The organism is Paenibacillus sp. FSL R5-0519 (assembly GCF_037974275.1).
In the GTDB taxonomy this organism is placed as follows: domain Bacteria; phylum Bacillota; class Bacilli; order Paenibacillales; family Paenibacillaceae; genus Paenibacillus.
This window is the reverse complement of the sequence record NZ_CP150234.1, coordinates 2648944-2667447: the sequence shown is the minus strand read 5'-3', so window position 1 is coordinate 2667447 and position 18504 is coordinate 2648944. Positions and strand designations below refer to the sequence as shown.

Here is an 18504-nt window from a genome sequence, read left to right as displayed (position 1 = left end):
AAATGCTATGGGAGCTGATGAAGAATAATTCAGGAGACATTTGGGGGATTCTGTGAGTATATTACTTTTAGTTGATTTCATCTGTTCTCACCCACAAAATAAAAGAAGCCACATTTGGCTCCTATTTATGTATCTTAAATTCAAATATCTCACGAAAACATCTCTTCCCCATGATCTTAATGGAAACTAATATATGAGCTTCTACTGATACACCTTAGTCAATAATATGTTCCTTATCACATAGGACACGCCAGACGAAATACGGACTTAAGTTAAGGCCGTTGGAAGAAATCCCATATCTGTGGATAATATCTTATATGTGTAATTCATCTCATCACCAAATCTACCAATTCGACAAAAGGATTTCATTTCCTGAACATAATTACTTACAAACTACAAATCCCATAATAATACTTTTTAAACCAACATTCTACAACAAGATTATTTACAAATATAAATATAACTTTTATATGTTATATTTATCTATTTTGGGCCGACCTAATTATGACGGAAAGAATTGATGGATTCTACTCCAGTACCTTGAACTCAATCTCCGTAAAAATACCGTCTGCTTTTCCCCACAATCTACATCCCCACAGACTTTTATAATCTGATTAGAACATAAAAGACCCGTAAGAGGGCACTTTTTTCAAAGTGTCCATCTTACGGGTCACAGTTCATTGGCGCTGATACTTCTTAAACTCAAATAAAAAAGCAATTTTGTCTAGTTGTGTATATCAATGCAGAGATTCTCCATCTCTCATTCGCCGCGCCATATCTACAGCAAAGTAAGTTAAAATGCCATCGCATCCGGCACGTTTGAACGCCAATAATGATTCTTCTATTACAACATTGGCATCGAGCCAGCCATTCTGAATAGCTGCCATCAACATGGAATATTCTCCACTAACCTGGTAAGCAAAAGTCGGAACTTTAAATTCCGATTTCACCCGCTGTATGACATCTAAATAAGGCAGTCCTGGTTTTACCATGACCATGTCCGCGCCCTCGGCCAAATCAAGCGCTACCTCTCGAAGGGCTTCATCGCTATTGGCAAAATCCATTTGATAGCTTTTTTTATCCCCGGACAGGACATTCCCCAGAGCATGACGGAAAGGACCATAGAAACCGGATGCATATTTCACCGCATACGATAAAATTCTTGTATTGACCAGTCCCTTTTCCTCCAAAGCACTCCGTATAGCACCTATACGCCCATCCATCATGTCGGATGGAGCTACAACATCAAACCCAGCTTCCGCAAGTATGATGGCTTGCTCGCATAATTTACTTACACTTTCATCGTTTACGATATAGCCATTACGTAAAATCCCATCTTGCCCATGAGTGGTGTAAGGATCTAATGCAACATCACCGATTAATCCTAGTTCCGGGAATGCCTGCTTAAGCTGACGGGCTGCCCGGCAAATTAAATTATCCGGATTTGTCGCCTCACTCCCGTCAGCATCTTTTTTTTCTAGCTCGATAACAGGAAATAGTGCAATTGCTGGAATTCCCAATTCTACCGCTTGTCCCACATGCTCAGTAAGACGATCCAGTCCGACTCGCCACTGCCCTGGCATCGAAACAACTTCTTCTGGCTCTCCCGATTGTTCCCGAACAAAAACAGGCCAAATGAAATCATCAGCCGACAAGCGATTTTCGGCCACCAATCTGCGACTCCAGTCATTGTTTCTATTTCTTCTCATACGAATTGACGGAAAACTCCCCATCGATATCATCCCCTACTCTAAATATTCTCTGAACTACTCACTATTCTGCCATACTTTCTTGAGTTTAATAGTTAATCTTAAGTATTGTTCTTCAAAGTTAACCCAATCAAAGACCCTTCACTTATAACTAAGCCTAAGAGAAGCGTTTCTGCTCAAAAGATAGTTACCCCGTTTAACCGCGCAATTCGGGTTCCCTTTTTGACTTACAAATTTTTCGAGTCAGAGCTAGTTCTTCATTACTTAAATCTTCAACACTTTACGTTTTACAATAAGAGCCAGAAAATTCTTATTATTTCCCATAATTATTCCTCTCCTAAGTTATTTTTTTTACCTATTGATTTCACTATTACTCAATCATATACCGGCATTGAAACAAAAACTCGATTTTCGGCTGGAATTAACTTATTCCTGTCGATATAGTACCTTTGATTGCTACCTTGAACCCTGACAGACGTAACTATCCTCTTTAAGGTATAACTACTTACAAATATAAAATCCACTAAATTAGCGACTTCAATGGAAGCATGTTCTAGTTCCTCGACATCTGTTGTGGTTGTTAATTATTACTTATTACCAGTCCTCAGGGTCATTTATTTGAAAGTGAAGTTAGCAGATCATACGTATAAGAATCTCTTGCCGTTTGAGTTAGAGACCATACACAGTACATTAATTAACTTGAGATCACACTTGTTGGAGAGACACATCTGGCCCCCTAGATTTAGTGTTATGCAGAGAAGACGGCAAATATATGCCGAAATCATCGTTATTCAATGCTTTCTCTCGAATACTAGATCGAAGCGACCTCCTCTCCCCTTTCATTCACTCCGACATACCTGTGCCTTATTATTGCTTGAAGCTGGGGCTGACATCAAATTTGTACAAGAACAGCTTGGGCATGGCAGTGTGCAAATTACATCCGATGTGTATGCTCATATTTCTAAAAAACTAGAAAAGAGAAACATTGATAAATATGAAGAGTACACTTCCCGTATTTTTGGATCAGAGAATCAAAAACCGGGGGACGTTTGGGGGACGCAACCTCAATAGAAGTGCAATCTCCTCAAAACGTCCCCCGGCTAGATACTTCAAAACCCCGTAGTTACAAGGTTTTTTCTATTAGTACAAAGTAATATATTGATCGCGTTCCCATTGGTGGACTTGTGTACGGTTTATGTTCCATGCTTTCAAAGTGGATCATTCACCGTATAAAACCCACTTAAAACAAGTATTATCAGTGATCAACTTTTCAAAACTAATCATAATCATTCAGACTTTTGTGGGCATTTTGTGGGCGCTTTTGTGGGCGCCCTTTTTTTCTTATTATAATGAAGAAACTCGTTTCAAATACTCACTTTGATTGCATTAATACTCTAACATTAAACGCGATAAATCTAGTCTATATGACGTTGGTAAAATCGAAAATCTCCTAATCAAAATAATATACTTATTATGCAGATATTATAAAGTATAAGCTCGCAATTTCAAAGCGATAAAATCTCATTAATTAACAGAGACAATTTCGGCTAAAGAAACCCAGCGGAACTCATCCTCTAACATCAACTTTATTTCACACCTTGCAGAGTTTAATCCCACAACTACTCCTGATATCGGCTCTTCGAAGAACGGGTTAAATAATATTAAATCAACCGTACTACTTCTATCATAAGAGTCAACAAGTACTTCACTGATTCGCTGCATTTCCTGATCGTCCAAATTTGGCTTGCCACGTCTCTTCTGTTGCTCACACTGAGCCAACCATGCCTCTCTGTGTTCAGGCAGTATCATCCGTGAAGACTCAAACAATCCGTTTCCCGATAACTTGATGCTCATGATAACCCCTCCTTAGTAATCAGTCCAATAACGTAAATCATTAGACTGAGCCGGTGAAGATGAATTAATTTTCGGGATAACTGGCTTTTCCGAATCTCGTTCCCATCCTTCCAATATAACGAGAGTGCTTATATCGGACTTGTTTTCCCAATGTATGTACTTCATTGCAATAAGAGCGTCCAAAGCAGCCATAACATCCGGCTCACCCTTACCTGTCTTAACCGTAAGTTCATGGATCGTTGGTAAGCGTCTGCGGCCGCTACTGTAATTAAACAGTATCCTTAGTACTTTCCGTTCGTAATCCGTCAACATGTTTATGCCCCCTATGCTGTCGTTCTTATTGGACGGCATGCCAGTAAACCGGATTCCCTAAACGTACGTGGCTTTCCCGACAATAGATCATCAGCTTTAATCATTCCCGACCGTATGCTCTTGACCTGGATACGTCGTTTAGTGATCTTTCCACTTTGATCCTCATAGATAATTTCAACCAACCAACCCAAGTATTTCACCGGCATGTTCATCCCTCCAATTTCACAGAACATTTGTTTGTATTTTCATTATATGCGAATGTATGTTCGTTATTCAACAGAAAAAAATACCCAGTTAATTGACTAAGTATTATCTGGATTTACCTATAATGGAACAGGAAGAGCATATCACAAATGACAAGAAGCTCGGAGTGAATAGATCGTTTGACTTCAACTAACAAGCTGTTATAAACTAAAATTAAACAAAGATAGTAGGATTAAGATTTTGTAGAAAATGAGATAACAAAGAATAAGTGTCATATTTTTAGATTATTTTCTTCAAAGAGTTAGGAGGTAACCATAGAAAGATACGAATTTCTGCTAAGTAAAGAAGGAGTATCTTATGTTTATTCGTTTCAAAGAAAATTAATTTTAAAAATGAGGTGCTTCATGAATAAAGACAATAAAGAAAAAAATGAGATCAAAGAAATTGAAGTTAACACAACGGCAACCCCAGATATTGACTCTCAAAAAGATATGGGGAACGTATCCACAGTTAAAGAAAAGAAATATAAGAATACATTTCGAAATATACTTAATTTTATAGAAAGACATAATGCAGCTATAACCTTACTCTTTTCTTTAATGTTGATAGTTGTAAGTGTCGCACAATATAGTACATATAACAGACAAGCAAATATAGCATCCAACGCGAATAAATTATCACAATATGAATATAGATTCGAGTTTTATCAAAAGTTAGAAAGTGTTCAACAAACCACTGCTACAGTTATGTTAAACCCCAAACTAGATCATGAAGAATTTTCTGAGTTGAGTTTTAAAATATTATCACTTCTTAGAGAGTCAAAGCTACTTTTTAATAAAGATTTATCTCAGAATATTAATAATATTTTATCGGAACATATAGAATTCTTATCATACCTAAACAATGAAGATAAAGATAAAATAGATCATGATGATTATAAAAATGAAATGTTTAAATTGAATACTAACTATACGGATTTTTTAAATAGTGATAGTTTTATAGAATATTTAAATATCAATATAATAGAATAATTGATCTATATTATATACATTTGTAACAAAAAAAGAGCAGCGTGTGTCTTCCCTCGCTGCTCTTTTTTTTGCACTTAGCATTTATACTGATTTCGGAAGTATCTTCTATTTATAGTGTGATGTAGGAAGTACAACAAGAGCAGTACCTTTACTATATTTTTCAGCTTCCATGGACAACCTAACACCTTTTCCATTTATATTTGTAACATTAACTTCAACTTGCTCGATTTTCCCCTCCTCTAAGAAGAGGGTTTGAATTTGGTTTCCTGTTTCTAAATCTTTCAAAATGATCTTCCCTGATCCATCAAACAGTTTAAGATCAAGAATCATTGTTTGATATTTCCCTTCTGGAAAGTATTCGATATAACCTAAATTATTTATCAATGATACTTCTTTGTTCTTACCTTCGGTATATTTAGAATCCCTTGTTAGTGCAGCATAATTCCCAGTATGATATACCATTTTCTCCTTATCTAATGGTGTTTTCGCAAGCTTTTCTCCAAAACTCATTTTCCCTGATTTCGAATCGACAGTGATATTAGTCTTTGTTGCTTCTTTAGCCAAGCTTACTGGTATGTACGTTTGTCCATTGATTACTACTGGTTGTGTTTTTGACTGAGGGGTCCAGTTGCTACCATTTAGAGCATACTTGAAATTACTAACTGTAGCTTGAATCGTTTTACTTTTGGTTGCTGCATATGCCCCTGTTCCTCCAACCATTAGGAATGCCAATAATAGTAATCCAGTTTTCTTAAATCTCATTTTTTTCCTCCTAAGTACTATTTTAGTTTCATACTATAACAGTATCTCAAAACTTCCCTATATAGTAAATAAGTATTATAATGAAGTAGATAAATATACCTATACTCGGAGGTTGAAATGATTAAAGACCTACTTATTGCAGAGCAAAAAGGATATTCTGTTTGTTTAGTTTTTGAAGATAATACAAAGTACATAGGAAGTATTGAAATGTCATCCGATAAAAAAAGAGTAAAATTCAAACATTTGAATGGTGTTGAGTGGGTACCGTTAGATGAAATAAAGCATTGCTCTTTGACTGTTCCTATTATAAATATAAAATAATGACTCCAAATATAAAAGAACCAGGCATATCGCTGACTGGTTCTTTTATATTTGGATTTAAGGATTGGCTCCACCTTGCGATTCTATAGAAGCTTTTAATTTATCATTGGCTTTTTTTAGTAAGGCAATTATTAAGTTAGTGTTGTATCCGAGTAAAAAAACAATTGATTGCCCTCCAGAGAATTTCAGGGCTCCATCTTCTAACGTGAATACCACTCCTGTAATTAAAATAGGAATGAACAGTGCGACTAACAGTCTTGTGAAAATTTCGCTATATTTCACAATGTATGTAGTTACATAATAAAACATCATTCCCATTATACTTAAAAGAAGATACTTCATATACACAAACATACTTTGGTCGGAGATATTATTCGCAGCAATACTGATAGATTCTAAATTGACTACGAACATAAATAGATATGAGTAAACTAGGATTAGAATTAGAAAACCGTATATTGCAGTATGATAGGCCCATCCTGAACCTAGTTTTGCGTGAGCAGTACCTTTGTTTTGTTTGTGTTGATCTAGTACAAATTCTAACTCATGAATTTCAAACTTGATTGCTATAAGTGCTTTGAAATCTCTGTGATCTATTGAGTCAGTCTTCTTATAAAGCTTTCTACACTTTTGAATTAACAAAATTCCAACATCTTCGTAGTCTGAAGCATTCTCACTAATGTTAGTTATTCTCTTTAGCAGTTCATCTTTGCTAACTTTCATTTTTCATTTCCTTTCAAATTCAGTTGTAATATACATAATATCGGTTTAAACAAACATTAATTTATAGACTATTTCGAAAATACACTTGAGAAAATTTTCAACTTATGAGTTATGAAAGACAAAAAGTTCCCCACCAGCGTTATGCCAGTTAGATACTTTTAACTGATGTTCTCGGAATTAAATATAGTAGCCGTAAATTGTTCCAATTAAATATACTAACATTTTTTCTAGGTGTGTTAGACTATTCATGTTGTTAAATATTACTATATCAGGATAAAGAAAAGTGAAAGATATTTCAGTGTAATATAAAAGAACGAACAAAGGCTACCGCAATACAATTGCGGTAGCCTTTATAACAAATTATTAGTATTCGCTCACTTCAAACGTTAGGACTCGATCAAACAGGATGTAGTCTTTACGGCTCTTGAACGGACCTTTGTTATTTTCATGCTTATCAATAGCATAGGACGCTCTTCCGCTGCCTGCTTGTTTTGTTTCATACCAATCAATGAAACTATTCACTTCTTGCATGCTTAGGTCGAACTCTTTCTCCAGACCTGTTGTCATGGTCACTACGAGAATTGCACGATTGCCCGAAGGTTGTTCAGGCTCCGTTGGCTCCTCAGTTACAGGTTCTTCTATACTTGGAACTTCTGTTGTTAATTCACCGATAACATCAATGCTATATAATCTATAGTCATTTCCTAAAGTATTTGTTGATGGCTCAACAGTCCAAATTTTTACTTCATGTACTCCCATTTTTAAGTTTGTTTTCTCATATATTAAAATATTGTAGTTATAATCTTTGACTGACTGATTATACGGGCTAAAGTATTCAACGTTTCCGTCAATGCTGATTGCTACTTTCTTCGAGTATGAATAATTCACAGAGATAAGCAGACGAAGATCAGTCCCTTTAAAATTAAAATTCAAATCTCCAGCACTACCGGTTTTTGCACCCGAATAAGCTATCTTTGCTTTTTCGTCAGTCATATGATCCCAGAGATTTCCGTAATTAAAAAGTTTATTGTTTGCTGAATATCTTGTCCAACCCTCTTCAGGAGATTTTAGTTGTTCACCTAATGCAGCAGCATATGTACTTGATTGAGAAAAGCCTATGTACAGTAAAAAAGAAAATGTAAAAACTAAACCTAACCTAAGAAATTTATTCATTTATTGTTCCTCCTACAAATCTAATTATTAATTTAAGATAAATTAGATTGATAAAACTGTCTAAACATTAACTTGCTGATCTATAAATATCATCTAATTTATTGCATTTTTATTTTATATTGGATGCGTATCTCCACAAATTACCCGTTTCTAATCTTAAAGATTTGAGTAAAATTAGATAGTATAGAGTCTCAAAGGAGGCATTGTCATGTGCGGAAGATTTACAATCACTGATCCCATAGACGCGATAATGGACAGGTACTATGCATCTATAGCTAATGGCTTTGAGTACAAACCTAATTACAACGCTGCTCCTATGCAATACATCCCTACGATCATAGGGAGCAAAGATGGTAATCGATTGGGTTCTCTCCGGTGGGGCCTGGTTCCCACTTGGGCCAAGGATGACAAGATCGGTAACAAGATGATTAATGCACGAGCTGAGACGATCGCTGAAAAGCCAGCTTTTAAACGTTTGATCAGTTCCAAGCGGTGCATCATACCGACGAACGGGTTCTATGAGTGGCGAAAAGATGGATCAGCAAAGCAACCTATGCGCATCCTGATGAAAGATGACAGCTTATTCTCACTTGCTGGCCTGTACGATACCTGGACCGATCCGGACGGGAACAAGCTGAGCACATGCACCATCATTACTACCGAACCTAACAGTCTTATGGCAGACATTCACAATCGTATGCCGGTCATTCTACGACAGCAAGATGAAGCAGATTGGCTAAGCAAGGAATCGGACAAGGATAGCGTTCTGGAGCTTCTCAGACCCTATGAAGCCGATGAAATGAAAGCATACAAAGTGGATTCTGCAGTAGGTAATGTACGAAATAATACCAAGGAATTGATCAAAGAGATTAGTTAATTATAATGAGCAGCGAGGTCATGCCTCCTGCTCTTTCTTCGTAGCGGACATGTTATACTGTAAATAAATAATGGAAATGTAGGGAAAATATGATTAAGGATTTGCTTCTAGCTGAGGCGAAGCAGTATGAAGTTTGTTTAGTTTTTGAGGATAATTCGAAGTACATAGGAATGATTGAAATGTCATCAGATAAAAAAAGAGTGAAAGTCAAACACCAGAATGGTGTTGAATGGGTACCTTTAGATGAAATAAAACATTGCTCGTTGTCCGTGCCAATTCAAAATAGAGAATAATAATAACTATGAAGTTCACTCATTAAATACTATCAAGCGATCCGTATCGTCAAACGTTTACTTGGTCGCAAGGCTGCTGCTGAGCTTCAGACAAATAAGAGCCGGACACGCTGCTTGGTTAAAATATATATGTAAACAAAAAAAAGCACTGCTCGGCGTTATGCCAGCAGTGCTTTTTTAACCATGTTACATTTGCGGATATTATATCCCAGAATAATCCTGAGCCGTGAGTTCCCGATCATCAATTGTTCGATAAAAGCAGGAAGGCGACCACTCCCAAAATGGATGACCATTAGCTACAATAAGATAAATCAACCAATTTGTGAAATTCATTCCTAGAAAATCAAACTCGTGACTTGATCCACCCTTAAATAAATACAAATCTTCACGACTAGTATCAATATAAATGGTGTTGCCCAGATATCTTGCTATTGGAAAAAGTCCTGGAGAGATATCTGGCGAATATAATGTTGCATCTGCATCCACTTCAGAGATAGAATATACATGCTTATAGTCGCCATGACCAAGATCAAACAACTTCGCTCCATTGTGCAATCTTAAAAAAGCGACGTAATCTTCTGGCAGCTTTATTCCATGTTTATTTTCTAATGCCTCGATATCTTTAAGATCAGCGCCTGTGTTAAACGTAAAAGTCGCGGGTTGAACAGAACCATCCTCAAATTGTATCGTCATATCCTCAATGTTATACAAACGAGACAATATTGTTTTTAACGGTCCATTTTCTAACTCAGAATTATTCATACAGATAGTCTCCTTTACTTATATCCAGCAAAAAAGCTAGTGTATAGCTGATGTACAGGTTTAGGCATTGGTATAAGGTTAGATGGATCGTTAGTACCACCGTACTCTTTTGGCTTGATATGGTGTACATCTATTCCGGACCAGTTAAAATTATTTAACCTGTAGGTTGTTTCATACCAAGTCCTAAATTTATTAAGTTCAGGACTTCCCCATTTCACCCTTTTTGCTGCTACAACGTGAGGCCAAGTCAAACTTACTGGGTCAGTAACTCTTTTCCCAGATACACTGTCAACGTAGTCTCCAGGCCAAGTTCTAGCTGTTCTACTCAAAAGTAGTTTATCTGATGTTACTACTCTCGGAACAATCTCTTTTGGATAGTGTATACTAGTTTCGAATGTAACACTATAATAGCCTACTCCTGATAATGGAACAAGCTTTTGAGTTGATGATCCAACCCCTGGTAGGGTGATATTATCGGATGTTCTAGAGATAACTTCTGATGAGCCACCTTTAGTCATGGCTTTCTTCAAGACATAATTTATGGAAACTAAAACAGGTTTAGAGCCAGATACACTTTGCACTCCCATACCTACAGTAATTTTACTGTTTCCTGCTGACGGAAACAACGTCGGCTGCATTCTAATCGTATTTATACCAATTGCAGCAGGTCTATAAATAGAATCGCTATCTGCAGTTGTTGTTGTATATACTTGATTAATTGATGGGATATAATGAACCTCGAAAGCATCGCCAGCTTCAAAGGCTTCACCGTCTACTTCGAAACTAAAAGTAGTTTCAGGTGATGTTCCATATGCATCTGGGACAGTTTCTTCGTTGAATTCTTGATTTTCATCAATGTCATCAATTTCCTCAACTTCGCCGACTCCATAGTTTGAAATGGACTCATTGTCAGTCGAAGTATAAGTTTCTTCATTATCTAATTGACTTGAATCCTCCGCGAAAGTAGAGTTTGGGAATACACCCAGCATTAGCACAAGTGCTAACAGAAACACAAGATTTTTCTTAATAAGATTATACATTATTTACCTCCTCATTAATTTGAATACACAATATACCAATTGAAGATCAATATGTAAATATACACAAATACTATATGTACCAATATTAAACATAATCCCCATAAATAAAGTCCCCCACCAGTGTTATTCCAGTGAGGGACTTTTTACCGATGCTATCGGATTTAAATATAGTGGCTATAAATTGTTCCAATTTAAATATAGCCACATTTTCCTAGGTCTGATAGACTAACTTTATCTAAATACATAGGAGGATTTACCTTGGAAAAGAAACCGATTTATAAGAAGTGGTGGTTTTGGCTTGGAATCATAGTCGTTATCGGATTAATTGGCAATATGGGCGATAAGGAAGCCAAACCAAACGCGACAGCATCTGAAGTAGCAGCGCAGCCTAAGGCAGAGAGCGAATCTACAGAACAAACGGCGGCTGAAAAAGAGAAAGCTGAAGCCGATAAAAAAGCTGCTGAGGAACAGAAAGCAAAAGATGAAGCTGCGGCAGTAGAATTGGCTAAAAAGGAAGCCGAGGCAAATAGTGTTCCTAGGGAACATAAAGCAGCCTTGAAATCGGCACAAACATATGCTGAGATTATGCATATGTCAAAGAAGGGTATTTATGAACAATTAACGTCTGAGTACGGAGAGAAGTTCGATAAAGAAGCTGCTCAATATGCTATTGATAACATTCAGGTTGACTGGAAAGAGAACGCACTTAAATCAGCGCAAAATTACGCAGAGAGCATGAATATGTCAGATTCAGGTATCTACGATCAGTTGACCTCTGAATACGGCGAGAAATTCACGAAGGAAGAAGCACAATACGCAATTGATAATTTGAAATAACGGAGGTTCATTATGAAATTCGGATTCCGGAAGCCATCGCTTAAGAAGCGCCTGTCAGCCAGGACCAGTATCAAGCGTCAAATCATACATCGGTCCGGACTTAAAATGCCACGTGGATATGCCTGGCTCCGGAACCCGAAGAAAGCAGTCTACAACAAGGTGTACCGCAAGACTTCGTTTGATATTTTCAAGGTAATCAAAAAGTTGTTCAAATAAAAATGAGGCCCTGCCAGCTATGTGCTGATAGGGCCTTATTCATTCCCAAGCGATTGGGATTTATGGTTGCAAAATTCTCATGATTTTAGTGAGATAGTTGCGGGGAAGACTTGTCAATTTGGGTATAAAATATTCTGAAATTATTCCTGAGTCGCTTCGATCTGTTTCAGGCGTTCATCAAGTCCTTTTACATCACCGTTAGTACCTGCAATCAGGGACAGGAAGTTACGCCGCAAGCGGTTAATCACAATGGCCGTTTCTTCCCTCGTAATCGGCGCGCCTGGACGCGTTCCATCAAAGTACCCATTAGCCTGCGCTTCCTTCCATGACGCTTCAGCCCACTTGCTCGAAACGTTAACATCTCTCTCCTGCTTCACTGGCTTGTCCTCCTTAACAGGTTCACTCTTCTTTGAATACTTCGCTTTCAGCTCGGCAACCGTTCCGTCAAACTCATTCAGATCCACCGCACCGTTGATCCCGTCAACCTTCCTATTACCGCGTGGCAGATATCCACCAGCCGCGCCATCGCTGTATTGCCAGAAGTCCCAACGTGTCCAACCAGAAGCATCAGCAGGTGTTTGTGTGCTATAACGTGCAATCCATAACGGGTAGCCGCTCAGACCGCTGAAATTGCCGATGAATGCTGGATACGTGTACACTAGTGGTTTAACCCCTGTAAGCCTATGAGTCTCTTCCAGAAACGTCTTGGCTACTGCCGTAATCGTTGCTTTGCTGTGGCCCTTTTTGTTTGATTCATAGTCCATAACTGGCGGTAGATCGAAAATGCCGATCCCACCAGCATCCTGAATGGCTCTGTAGAAATTCTGTGCTTCTGCCTTTGCTGCATCAACGCTCCCAGCAGAGTCATCCACATAGTGGTATGCACCGACCAGCAGGCCAGCTGCCTTGGCATCCTTCACGAACTGGAGAAACTTCGATGACCGGAAGGACTTGCCTTGTGTGGCCTTCATGAAGACAAATGAAATCCCGTCCGCTGCCACCTTTTTGAAATCGATATTACCGTTGTGATGGGATACGTCAATCCCCTGAGCATTACCCTGTTTACGCGCTTGCATCTGTACCAGCTCCCTTTTTAGCTTGCTTGATGAATTGATTACCGTAGACTGCCACAGCACCTACCAGGATGCCTTGTACCACGCTCTCCACGGTAAGTCCAAGGATCAACAACACGAACGCGATAGCCACCGCTGTAACGATGAAGATAATCGTCCAGTCCGGTACCTTTGGTGTTTGCTTGAGAACGTAACCAATCACCCAACAGGCCGCCAACACGATCAGCAGCCTACCATCAATTAATCCCTGAATAATTTCCCATTGCATAATCTATGCGCCTCCAATATCTTCTTTTCGGTCAATACGCTTATGGGCTTGCTTGGCCGACTCTTCAACCCGTGTCACCCGTTCTGAAAGCGCATCTACGCGCTGTGCCTGGACTCTTTGTTCAAGCCGAATATCATCCACGCCGCGCTTTATGTAATCAACGTCTGCGCGTTGCAAGGCATCAGCCCCTGCTTCTTGGATAATATCTTGTCTGTATGATCTTGATCGACCTGCCCATCCTAAAATGAGTCCGCTGAGCGTTCCTAAAATACCTAGGATTGCTATCCAATCCATTTCGACTCCCCCTACAAATTCAACTGCTTAAACGAAAGTAGCTCCTCAACCCAAGGCTGATAAAATATTTAAAAAGGAAAACCTTCCCTTCGTGTAGAATTCCCGTAACATACATAATCTAAGGAGGTTCATTCTTTGCTTGCATATCACATAGATCGTTACAACCGGCTTAAAGAAAACGAAGTTATCAATTTGATGAGTGATATTAATATCGAGCCCAGAGTTCTAAAAGAAATAATGGACGAACGTTACCCTGATGGTTTATCGTTTCATGGAAATACATACTACGCCCGACAACCTCAAACAAGAGAAGAAATACAAGATGTCTTTACAGAAAACATCTTTGAGTATGAACGAAGGTTGAATTATGCTCACATGCCTTCAAGGTTTCAATCATTCTTCGCCTCTGAAACAATGAGAGAACTTAGATTTTGGTTTAAGAAGCTAGGAAATCAAGAATCGTTTGCTGTATGGGAAGTTGAATTCGAACACTCCGATTTCGTTAAACTCGATGCTTCTTGGCTTGGAACTGATATGGATAAACCTTCGTTTTTAACTTCTGCTTATTATGCCGAGAACTATTGGACTGGAAAATCTTCCGATCATCCTCAATACGAGTTATTAATAAAGTCTCCGATCAGAGTTGTAAAAAGAGTTCCCTACTCAGAACTTATGGTGGGTGAGTGAAGAGAAATTTCATGACAGTGGGTAATCCCTGTCTCAGGGACATCTCCTATAGCACATCGATATACTCCATGGTCATATGATCTGTCTTTCTTCGTAATAGAAACGTTTAACGTATAATCTGAATTAGCGAAGAGGTGGTCAAACATTTTTTCTGCCGCCTCTTTCACTTTCTCCATGTTTTTTAATGATTTCTGTTCTTCTGTCATTAAAAAAGCCTCCCTTTGATCAGGAAATGTTTCCTGACCTATTCACTAACTTCTGGTACATCTTTTTGTTCTTCAATCTCAATTACTGCCAGCACATTCCCGATCTCCAAATCTAAAGCTGTCAGAATCTCTTTTTGATTAAGTGGATGTGAACTAAGAACAGCAGAGATTACCTGAGTCAATTCTTCAACCGGTTTATTCAGATCCATTTCTACTTGGAGTGTATGTGTCATCTTTGCCAAGACCTTTCCTCCTCTCTATACGAAAATAAGCCCCTTCCAATTAAGGAATAGGGCTTCATGGATTTATTATCTTTTATCTTTGTTACGGAGTGGCTACGGATTTATAGTCACAGAAACAAAAAAAGAGTCCGTCGATAACGGACCCTCAGAGACTTATTCTATTTAGCAGTAAGTAATGCTTCATCAATTAATTTAATTTCCGCTTCGTATCTAGCAATTTCTGCATCATATTCAGCAAGCTTTTCCTCTGCGAGTTTAATTATCGCAGAATCTCCAGTCTTTTTAGCTTCTTCTAAACCCTGCAACGCTTGCTCTTTTCCAGCTTTTGTTGGAGTGAGAATTTTGTCTATTGTATTATTTTTCAGTTCCAAAAGACTAGACTTTGACCCTCCAATGTATTTATTTAACGATGAAGTAGGTGTATCAGTAGATTTCGCAGAACTATCAACATTTTCTCTTTCTGTTTCAGATGTAATTTTTATCGTCTTCCCTTCCACTTTAACATCAGCTCCCAATGCTTCTGACAACGCGCGAGCTGGCACATTAGCCTTGCTGTCTATGACAGCCCCCTTGTCCGATAATGTTTTTCCGTTAACTATAATCGAGTACTCTCCTGTTACCTTTTTTCCAACCATGCTTTTCACAGAATCGGCGAACGCTCCTGCTGATGTCGAAAAAACAATTCCGATTATAATACCGCCAACAATGTATGCAAATTTCTTCATGCTTCAACCTCCAGATTGGTGCAATTTACCTATTATGATACATTACGGAGTTGAAGTTGGGAAGGTTCCTCCCCAATTTGTAGCATTAGAAAGACCATGGTTGTGGGTTGGCAAAGTTACACTGTGACTGTGGTTATTGAACCTATACTGCAATGTCTCTAGTTGAGTTTGAATGCTATTCAATGTTGACTGAAGTCCAGAAATATCAGTTGTGTTGAGACCATACACTAAACCACTTCTCAAATATGCTGCACCGCCAAATGTGACAGCTCCTTGAAGCCTAATGGGATTTCCAGTGCTGTTAGATCCCAGAAAGAGGTTATTGCTGAATATAGTGAGTTGTCCACTAGATTCATAAGAGTTTATTTCCCCCACAGAAGATCCATTTGCATCTCTCCAAATAATCGCTGCAGCTGTAGCATCCTCAGTAGTAGCTATCTGAATCCGTGTACGTCCTCCTGCATCATAAGAGCGCAATCCTTGGGAATCTAGCTCTACACGCCTTCCTGATTGAGCAGTACGAATTAAAGCGCCGGTAATTGTGCCACCATTGATATTTGTTCCTGATACAGTAGAGGCCGTAATTGATCCAGAGAAGTTCGCACCTACTGCGGACATAATCCCACCTGAAGTAACTGTGAACATCCCATTGCCTACGTTTATTGAGGAACCGACGATGGCCCCGTTTTTAAAGTTGGAATATTCGATATTGGCATAGTTCGCTGTTAAGCTATTCGCTATCAAGTCACCTTTCATATTTAGTCTGAAAGGTGCGCTATTAAATGACGAGGCCCCTGCTGCAATACCATTCGTGTTGATCTGTACAATGTCCTCACCATTACCGATCAGCATGGAGACAAAGTTACCGAGTTGACCTATTACTTGCTCCGCCACAACGCCTCTGGCTGTGATTGCTGCTCGTATCGACTTCCATCCATCAGTGGATATGCCTACACCTTTAGAAGTGAATCTGACTTGTTCCAGAGGATTCGTTTTCTCCTGAGCCAATATCCCGCCTTCTGGTGGATAGATCAGCTCGGTTTTGCTGTTGTTGATGTCAATGACCGCTTGCTTGGCAAATGATTCAAAGACATCCGTCCGGATCTTCCCGTTTGAAAACAGGTTGTTCGTGATATTCTTGTTCCGCTCAAGGTCACTGATAATATCATCGTAATCTCTTAAATTGATATTGGAGATCGTCGGTTCAGCATGCTTGTCCAAACTGTATGGATACTCTGTGAGTTCTGTGATTCGGGCTTTTAGGCGGTTCATTCCCATATCAGGGTCAATACACATGACATCATCACCTAAATGAGGTTTAGGTTCAGTGTGATCGATTTTGAACAAGTCTGCCGTGGATATGGTTGCCTCCAGAGATACAACCTCTTGTTCAAGTAATGCCTTACGTGTAGCCTTCAGCAAGTCCTCTGCTTCCTCAATATCTTGCTCAATAATTTCTCCATCGTAAAATGGAACCGAATCACTCGCCCAATACTGAGCAAACGGAGATATGAGATAGTTGACTGCCAATTTTCCGTTAACTATGGCTCCAGGTACACTTGAAAGTAAGCTACGCTCCAGATCGGTAAGCAACGAAGCATCCATTCCAATGAATGTCCGACCATCTTTCATTTGTGCATACATTCTTGTGACAAGAGATTCTCCTTTGTCCTTGAATGAGCTGGATACGATATTCTTCTTAAGCCGGTACTGTAAACCGTGGTCAGATCCAATTCTCTTCTTGAGGTTAATCACAAAATTGTCGGGTTCTACCTCGCATTCATACATATCGACGATCTTATTCAGAGCTTCAAGACATGTCCCTCGCCCAAAATCTTTAACGTCATGTAGATCAAACGTATCGTGAATAACGAATGTAAATCTCCCACCTGTAGCTTTTGTAATTAACTCCGTTAGTTCGTTGAGGTGAACTCCATAAGCTTCGTCAATATATGAGGTGTAAGGAAACTTGAAGTCATTCAGCTTGAACATAATATGATTGCAATATATTGAAGCCATAAGCTTCCGACCTTCACGGGACCGGCTCCTGGACTGAATGACATAAAATTGGCCACGCTCATCTTGAACGTGGCCTTTGATTGCTATTTTTTCGCGGTAATCATCTGAGGTCATTGGGACCATAAATGTTACCTCATAGTCACTGTTAATACGTCTTCTTCGTTGTATATCTGAACTATCAATCAACGTACCTACACGCCGGATGTTCTTATCGAATACTTTCATAGTTGGGTTAGGCATATCACACCTCAATTAATACAGGAATTTGTCTCTATGTGTAACACGGATCAGAACGTTTCTACCTGTTTCAGGGTCTGTCCATGTGAGATTGTTTTCTCCAAGGTTTAAATCAAAAAAGTCACCTTCAAGTAAATACGAAGCATTAACTCCATTTTGAGTTATTTTGTACGAATTGGCATCGATAACAACTTGATCACCTGGCCGGAATGGTCCAGTGAATTCAAGGAATTCTACATGGTACCGACTCCCCTTGGCGACTGCTCCAAAACCGACATTCATAATCGCACGTTTGGTAATCTCTCGAATGAAATCCGCCTTTGTGCCAGCAGCTACATCCATAACCGCCGTAAATGAGATTTCTCGGACAAAATCTCCTGTTGCTCCCGCATTGACATCCATAACCGCCGAACCCGTCATTTCCATCGTGGCTGCGGCAACGGCAGATCCTGATATATCAGCAACTGCCCGGCCAAAGACGAATACGGATATTTGGCGGTTAAAGGCCATGCGGTTAAAAGCCCCTCTGTTAAACATCGCCCCACCTCCTTTATTGTAAAAGGCCATCTGACCACTTCAGAGGGCATAAAAAATAGCGCACCACATGGGCGCGCTACCATATAGGTACACTGGTTATCT

At 39.0% G+C, this 18504-nt stretch carries 24 protein-coding genes; 7 read left to right on the top strand and 17 right to left on the bottom strand.

The window, feature by feature from the left end; all coding sequences use genetic code 11:
• Positions 1-737 precede the first annotated feature (737 nt).
• A complete protein-coding gene (gene hemB, locus MKY73_RS12295; protein WP_339307748.1) occupies positions 738-1733 on the bottom strand; it encodes a porphobilinogen synthase in 996 nt (331 codons plus the stop codon).
• Positions 1734-2249: 516 nt separating this feature from the next.
• On the opposite strand from hemB, the gene MKY73_RS12290 reads away from it, so the two are divergent.
• Positions 2250-2780: a site-specific integrase gene (locus tag MKY73_RS12290; RefSeq protein ID WP_339307746.1), complete on the top strand. Its 531-nt coding sequence runs from the start codon at positions 2250-2252 to the stop codon at positions 2778-2780.
• 453 nt (positions 2781-3233) lie between these two features.
• On the opposite strand, the gene MKY73_RS12285 is transcribed toward MKY73_RS12290, so the two are convergent.
• The 3 genes from MKY73_RS12285 to MKY73_RS12275 are packed head-to-tail and all read right to left on the bottom strand — an operon-like array spanning position 3234 to position 4081.
• Positions 3234-3563, bottom strand: a complete 330-nt coding sequence (locus MKY73_RS12285) for a YolD-like family protein (protein WP_339307744.1) — start codon at positions 3561-3563, stop codon at positions 3234-3236.
• Between the two features lie 12 nt (positions 3564-3575).
• Positions 3576-3875, bottom strand: coding sequence for a hypothetical protein (locus tag MKY73_RS12280; protein WP_339307742.1), 300 nt, complete (start codon positions 3873-3875; stop codon positions 3576-3578).
• A gap of 11 nt (positions 3876-3886) precedes the next feature.
• Positions 3887-4081, bottom strand: a complete 195-nt coding sequence (locus tag MKY73_RS12275) for a hypothetical protein (protein WP_285074599.1) — start codon at positions 4079-4081, stop codon at positions 3887-3889.
• Between the two features lie 402 nt (positions 4082-4483).
• On the opposite strand from MKY73_RS12275, the gene MKY73_RS12270 reads away from it, so the two are divergent.
• Positions 4484-5110, top strand: a complete 627-nt coding sequence (locus tag MKY73_RS12270; protein ID WP_339307737.1) for a hypothetical protein — start codon at positions 4484-4486, stop codon at positions 5108-5110.
• Between the two features lie 105 nt (positions 5111-5215).
• On the opposite strand, the gene MKY73_RS12265 is transcribed toward MKY73_RS12270, so the two are convergent.
• A complete protein-coding gene (locus tag MKY73_RS12265; RefSeq protein ID WP_339307735.1) occupies positions 5216-5872 on the bottom strand; it encodes a stalk domain-containing protein in 657 nt (218 codons plus the stop codon).
• A gap of 117 nt (positions 5873-5989) precedes the next feature.
• Here MKY73_RS12265 and MKY73_RS12260 point away from each other — a divergent pair, with 117 nt between their 5' ends.
• On the top strand, positions 5990-6193 hold the full coding sequence (locus tag MKY73_RS12260) for a hypothetical protein (protein WP_339307734.1): 204 nt from the start codon (positions 5990-5992) through the stop codon (positions 6191-6193).
• A gap of 57 nt (positions 6194-6250) precedes the next feature.
• On the opposite strand, the gene MKY73_RS12255 is transcribed toward MKY73_RS12260, so the two are convergent.
• Positions 6251-6916 carry a hypothetical protein gene (locus tag MKY73_RS12255; protein WP_339307732.1) on the bottom strand — a complete coding sequence of 222 codons (666 nt, stop codon included), beginning with the start codon at positions 6914-6916 and terminating at the stop codon, positions 6251-6253.
• A gap of 363 nt (positions 6917-7279) precedes the next feature.
• On the bottom strand, positions 7280-8089 hold the full coding sequence (locus MKY73_RS12250; protein ID WP_339307730.1) for a hypothetical protein: 810 nt from the start codon (positions 8087-8089) through the stop codon (positions 7280-7282).
• Positions 8090-8297: 208 nt separating this feature from the next.
• Between MKY73_RS12250 and MKY73_RS12245 the strand changes: the two genes are divergently transcribed.
• Positions 8298-8966, top strand: a complete 669-nt coding sequence (locus MKY73_RS12245; RefSeq protein WP_339307728.1) for an SOS response-associated peptidase — start codon at positions 8298-8300, stop codon at positions 8964-8966.
• Between the two features lie 494 nt (positions 8967-9460).
• Here the strand turns inward: MKY73_RS12245 and MKY73_RS12240 are convergent, their stop codons facing one another.
• Both MKY73_RS12240 and MKY73_RS12235 read right to left on the bottom strand, forming a co-directional pair.
• Positions 9461-10021: an SMI1/KNR4 family protein gene (locus tag MKY73_RS12240; RefSeq protein WP_339307726.1), complete on the bottom strand. Its 561-nt coding sequence runs from the start codon at positions 10019-10021 to the stop codon at positions 9461-9463.
• A 14-nt stretch (positions 10022-10035) separates the two neighbouring features.
• Positions 10036-11061: an HNH endonuclease signature motif containing protein gene (locus tag MKY73_RS12235; protein WP_339307724.1), complete on the bottom strand. Its 1026-nt coding sequence runs from the start codon at positions 11059-11061 to the stop codon at positions 10036-10038.
• A gap of 258 nt (positions 11062-11319) precedes the next feature.
• Here MKY73_RS12235 and MKY73_RS12230 point away from each other — a divergent pair, with 258 nt between their 5' ends.
• Together MKY73_RS12230 and MKY73_RS12225 are read left to right on the top strand one after the other, a co-directional pair.
• Positions 11320-11898: an Ltp family lipoprotein gene (locus tag MKY73_RS12230; protein ID WP_339307722.1), complete on the top strand. Its 579-nt coding sequence runs from the start codon at positions 11320-11322 to the stop codon at positions 11896-11898.
• 12 nt (positions 11899-11910) lie between these two features.
• Positions 11911-12114: a hypothetical protein gene (locus MKY73_RS12225; protein ID WP_339307720.1), complete on the top strand. Its 204-nt coding sequence runs from the start codon at positions 11911-11913 to the stop codon at positions 12112-12114.
• Positions 12115-12254: 140 nt separating this feature from the next.
• On the opposite strand, the gene MKY73_RS12220 is transcribed toward MKY73_RS12225, so the two are convergent.
• From MKY73_RS12220 to MKY73_RS12210, 3 genes are read right to left on the bottom strand one after another with little or no spacing between them, the layout of a single operon-like run.
• On the bottom strand, positions 12255-13190 hold the full coding sequence (locus MKY73_RS12220) for a glycoside hydrolase family 25 protein (protein ID WP_339307718.1): 936 nt from the start codon (positions 13188-13190) through the stop codon (positions 12255-12257).
• Positions 13177-13455 carry a phage holin family protein gene (locus MKY73_RS12215; protein WP_339307716.1) on the bottom strand — a complete coding sequence of 93 codons (279 nt, stop codon included), beginning with the start codon at positions 13453-13455 and terminating at the stop codon, positions 13177-13179. Before MKY73_RS12215 ends, MKY73_RS12220 begins: the two co-directional genes overlap by 14 nt.
• 3 nt (positions 13456-13458) lie before the next feature.
• Positions 13459-13749: a hypothetical protein gene (locus MKY73_RS12210; protein ID WP_339307714.1), complete on the bottom strand. Its 291-nt coding sequence runs from the start codon at positions 13747-13749 to the stop codon at positions 13459-13461.
• Positions 13750-13884: 135 nt separating this feature from the next.
• On the opposite strand from MKY73_RS12210, the gene MKY73_RS12205 reads away from it, so the two are divergent.
• Positions 13885-14436 (top strand): DUF2441 domain-containing protein, encoded by a 552-nt coding sequence (locus MKY73_RS12205; RefSeq protein ID WP_339307712.1) that lies wholly within the window; start codon positions 13885-13887, stop codon positions 14434-14436.
• Here the strand turns inward: MKY73_RS12205 and MKY73_RS12200 are convergent.
• From MKY73_RS12200 to MKY73_RS12180, 5 genes are all read right to left on the bottom strand, one after another.
• A complete protein-coding gene (locus MKY73_RS12200) occupies positions 14409-14642 on the bottom strand; it encodes a hypothetical protein (RefSeq protein ID WP_339307710.1) in 234 nt (77 codons plus the stop codon). The two genes, MKY73_RS12205 and MKY73_RS12200, sit on opposite strands and share 28 nt — an antisense overlap.
• A gap of 38 nt (positions 14643-14680) precedes the next feature.
• Positions 14681-14875 carry a hypothetical protein gene (locus MKY73_RS12195; RefSeq protein ID WP_339308564.1) on the bottom strand — a complete coding sequence of 65 codons (195 nt, stop codon included), beginning with the start codon at positions 14873-14875 and terminating at the stop codon, positions 14681-14683.
• 167 nt (positions 14876-15042) lie between these two features.
• Positions 15043-15609, bottom strand: coding sequence for a stalk domain-containing protein (locus MKY73_RS12190; RefSeq protein WP_339307709.1), 567 nt, complete (start codon positions 15607-15609; stop codon positions 15043-15045).
• 42 nt (positions 15610-15651) lie between these two features.
• Positions 15652-17868 (bottom strand): phage tail spike protein, encoded by a 2217-nt coding sequence (locus MKY73_RS12185; protein ID WP_339307707.1) that lies wholly within the window; start codon positions 17866-17868, stop codon positions 15652-15654.
• Positions 17869-17880: 12 nt separating this feature from the next.
• On the bottom strand, positions 17881-18402 hold the full coding sequence (locus tag MKY73_RS12180; protein WP_339307706.1) for a hypothetical protein: 522 nt from the start codon (positions 18400-18402) through the stop codon (positions 17881-17883).
• Between the last annotated feature and the right edge of the window lie 102 nt (positions 18403-18504).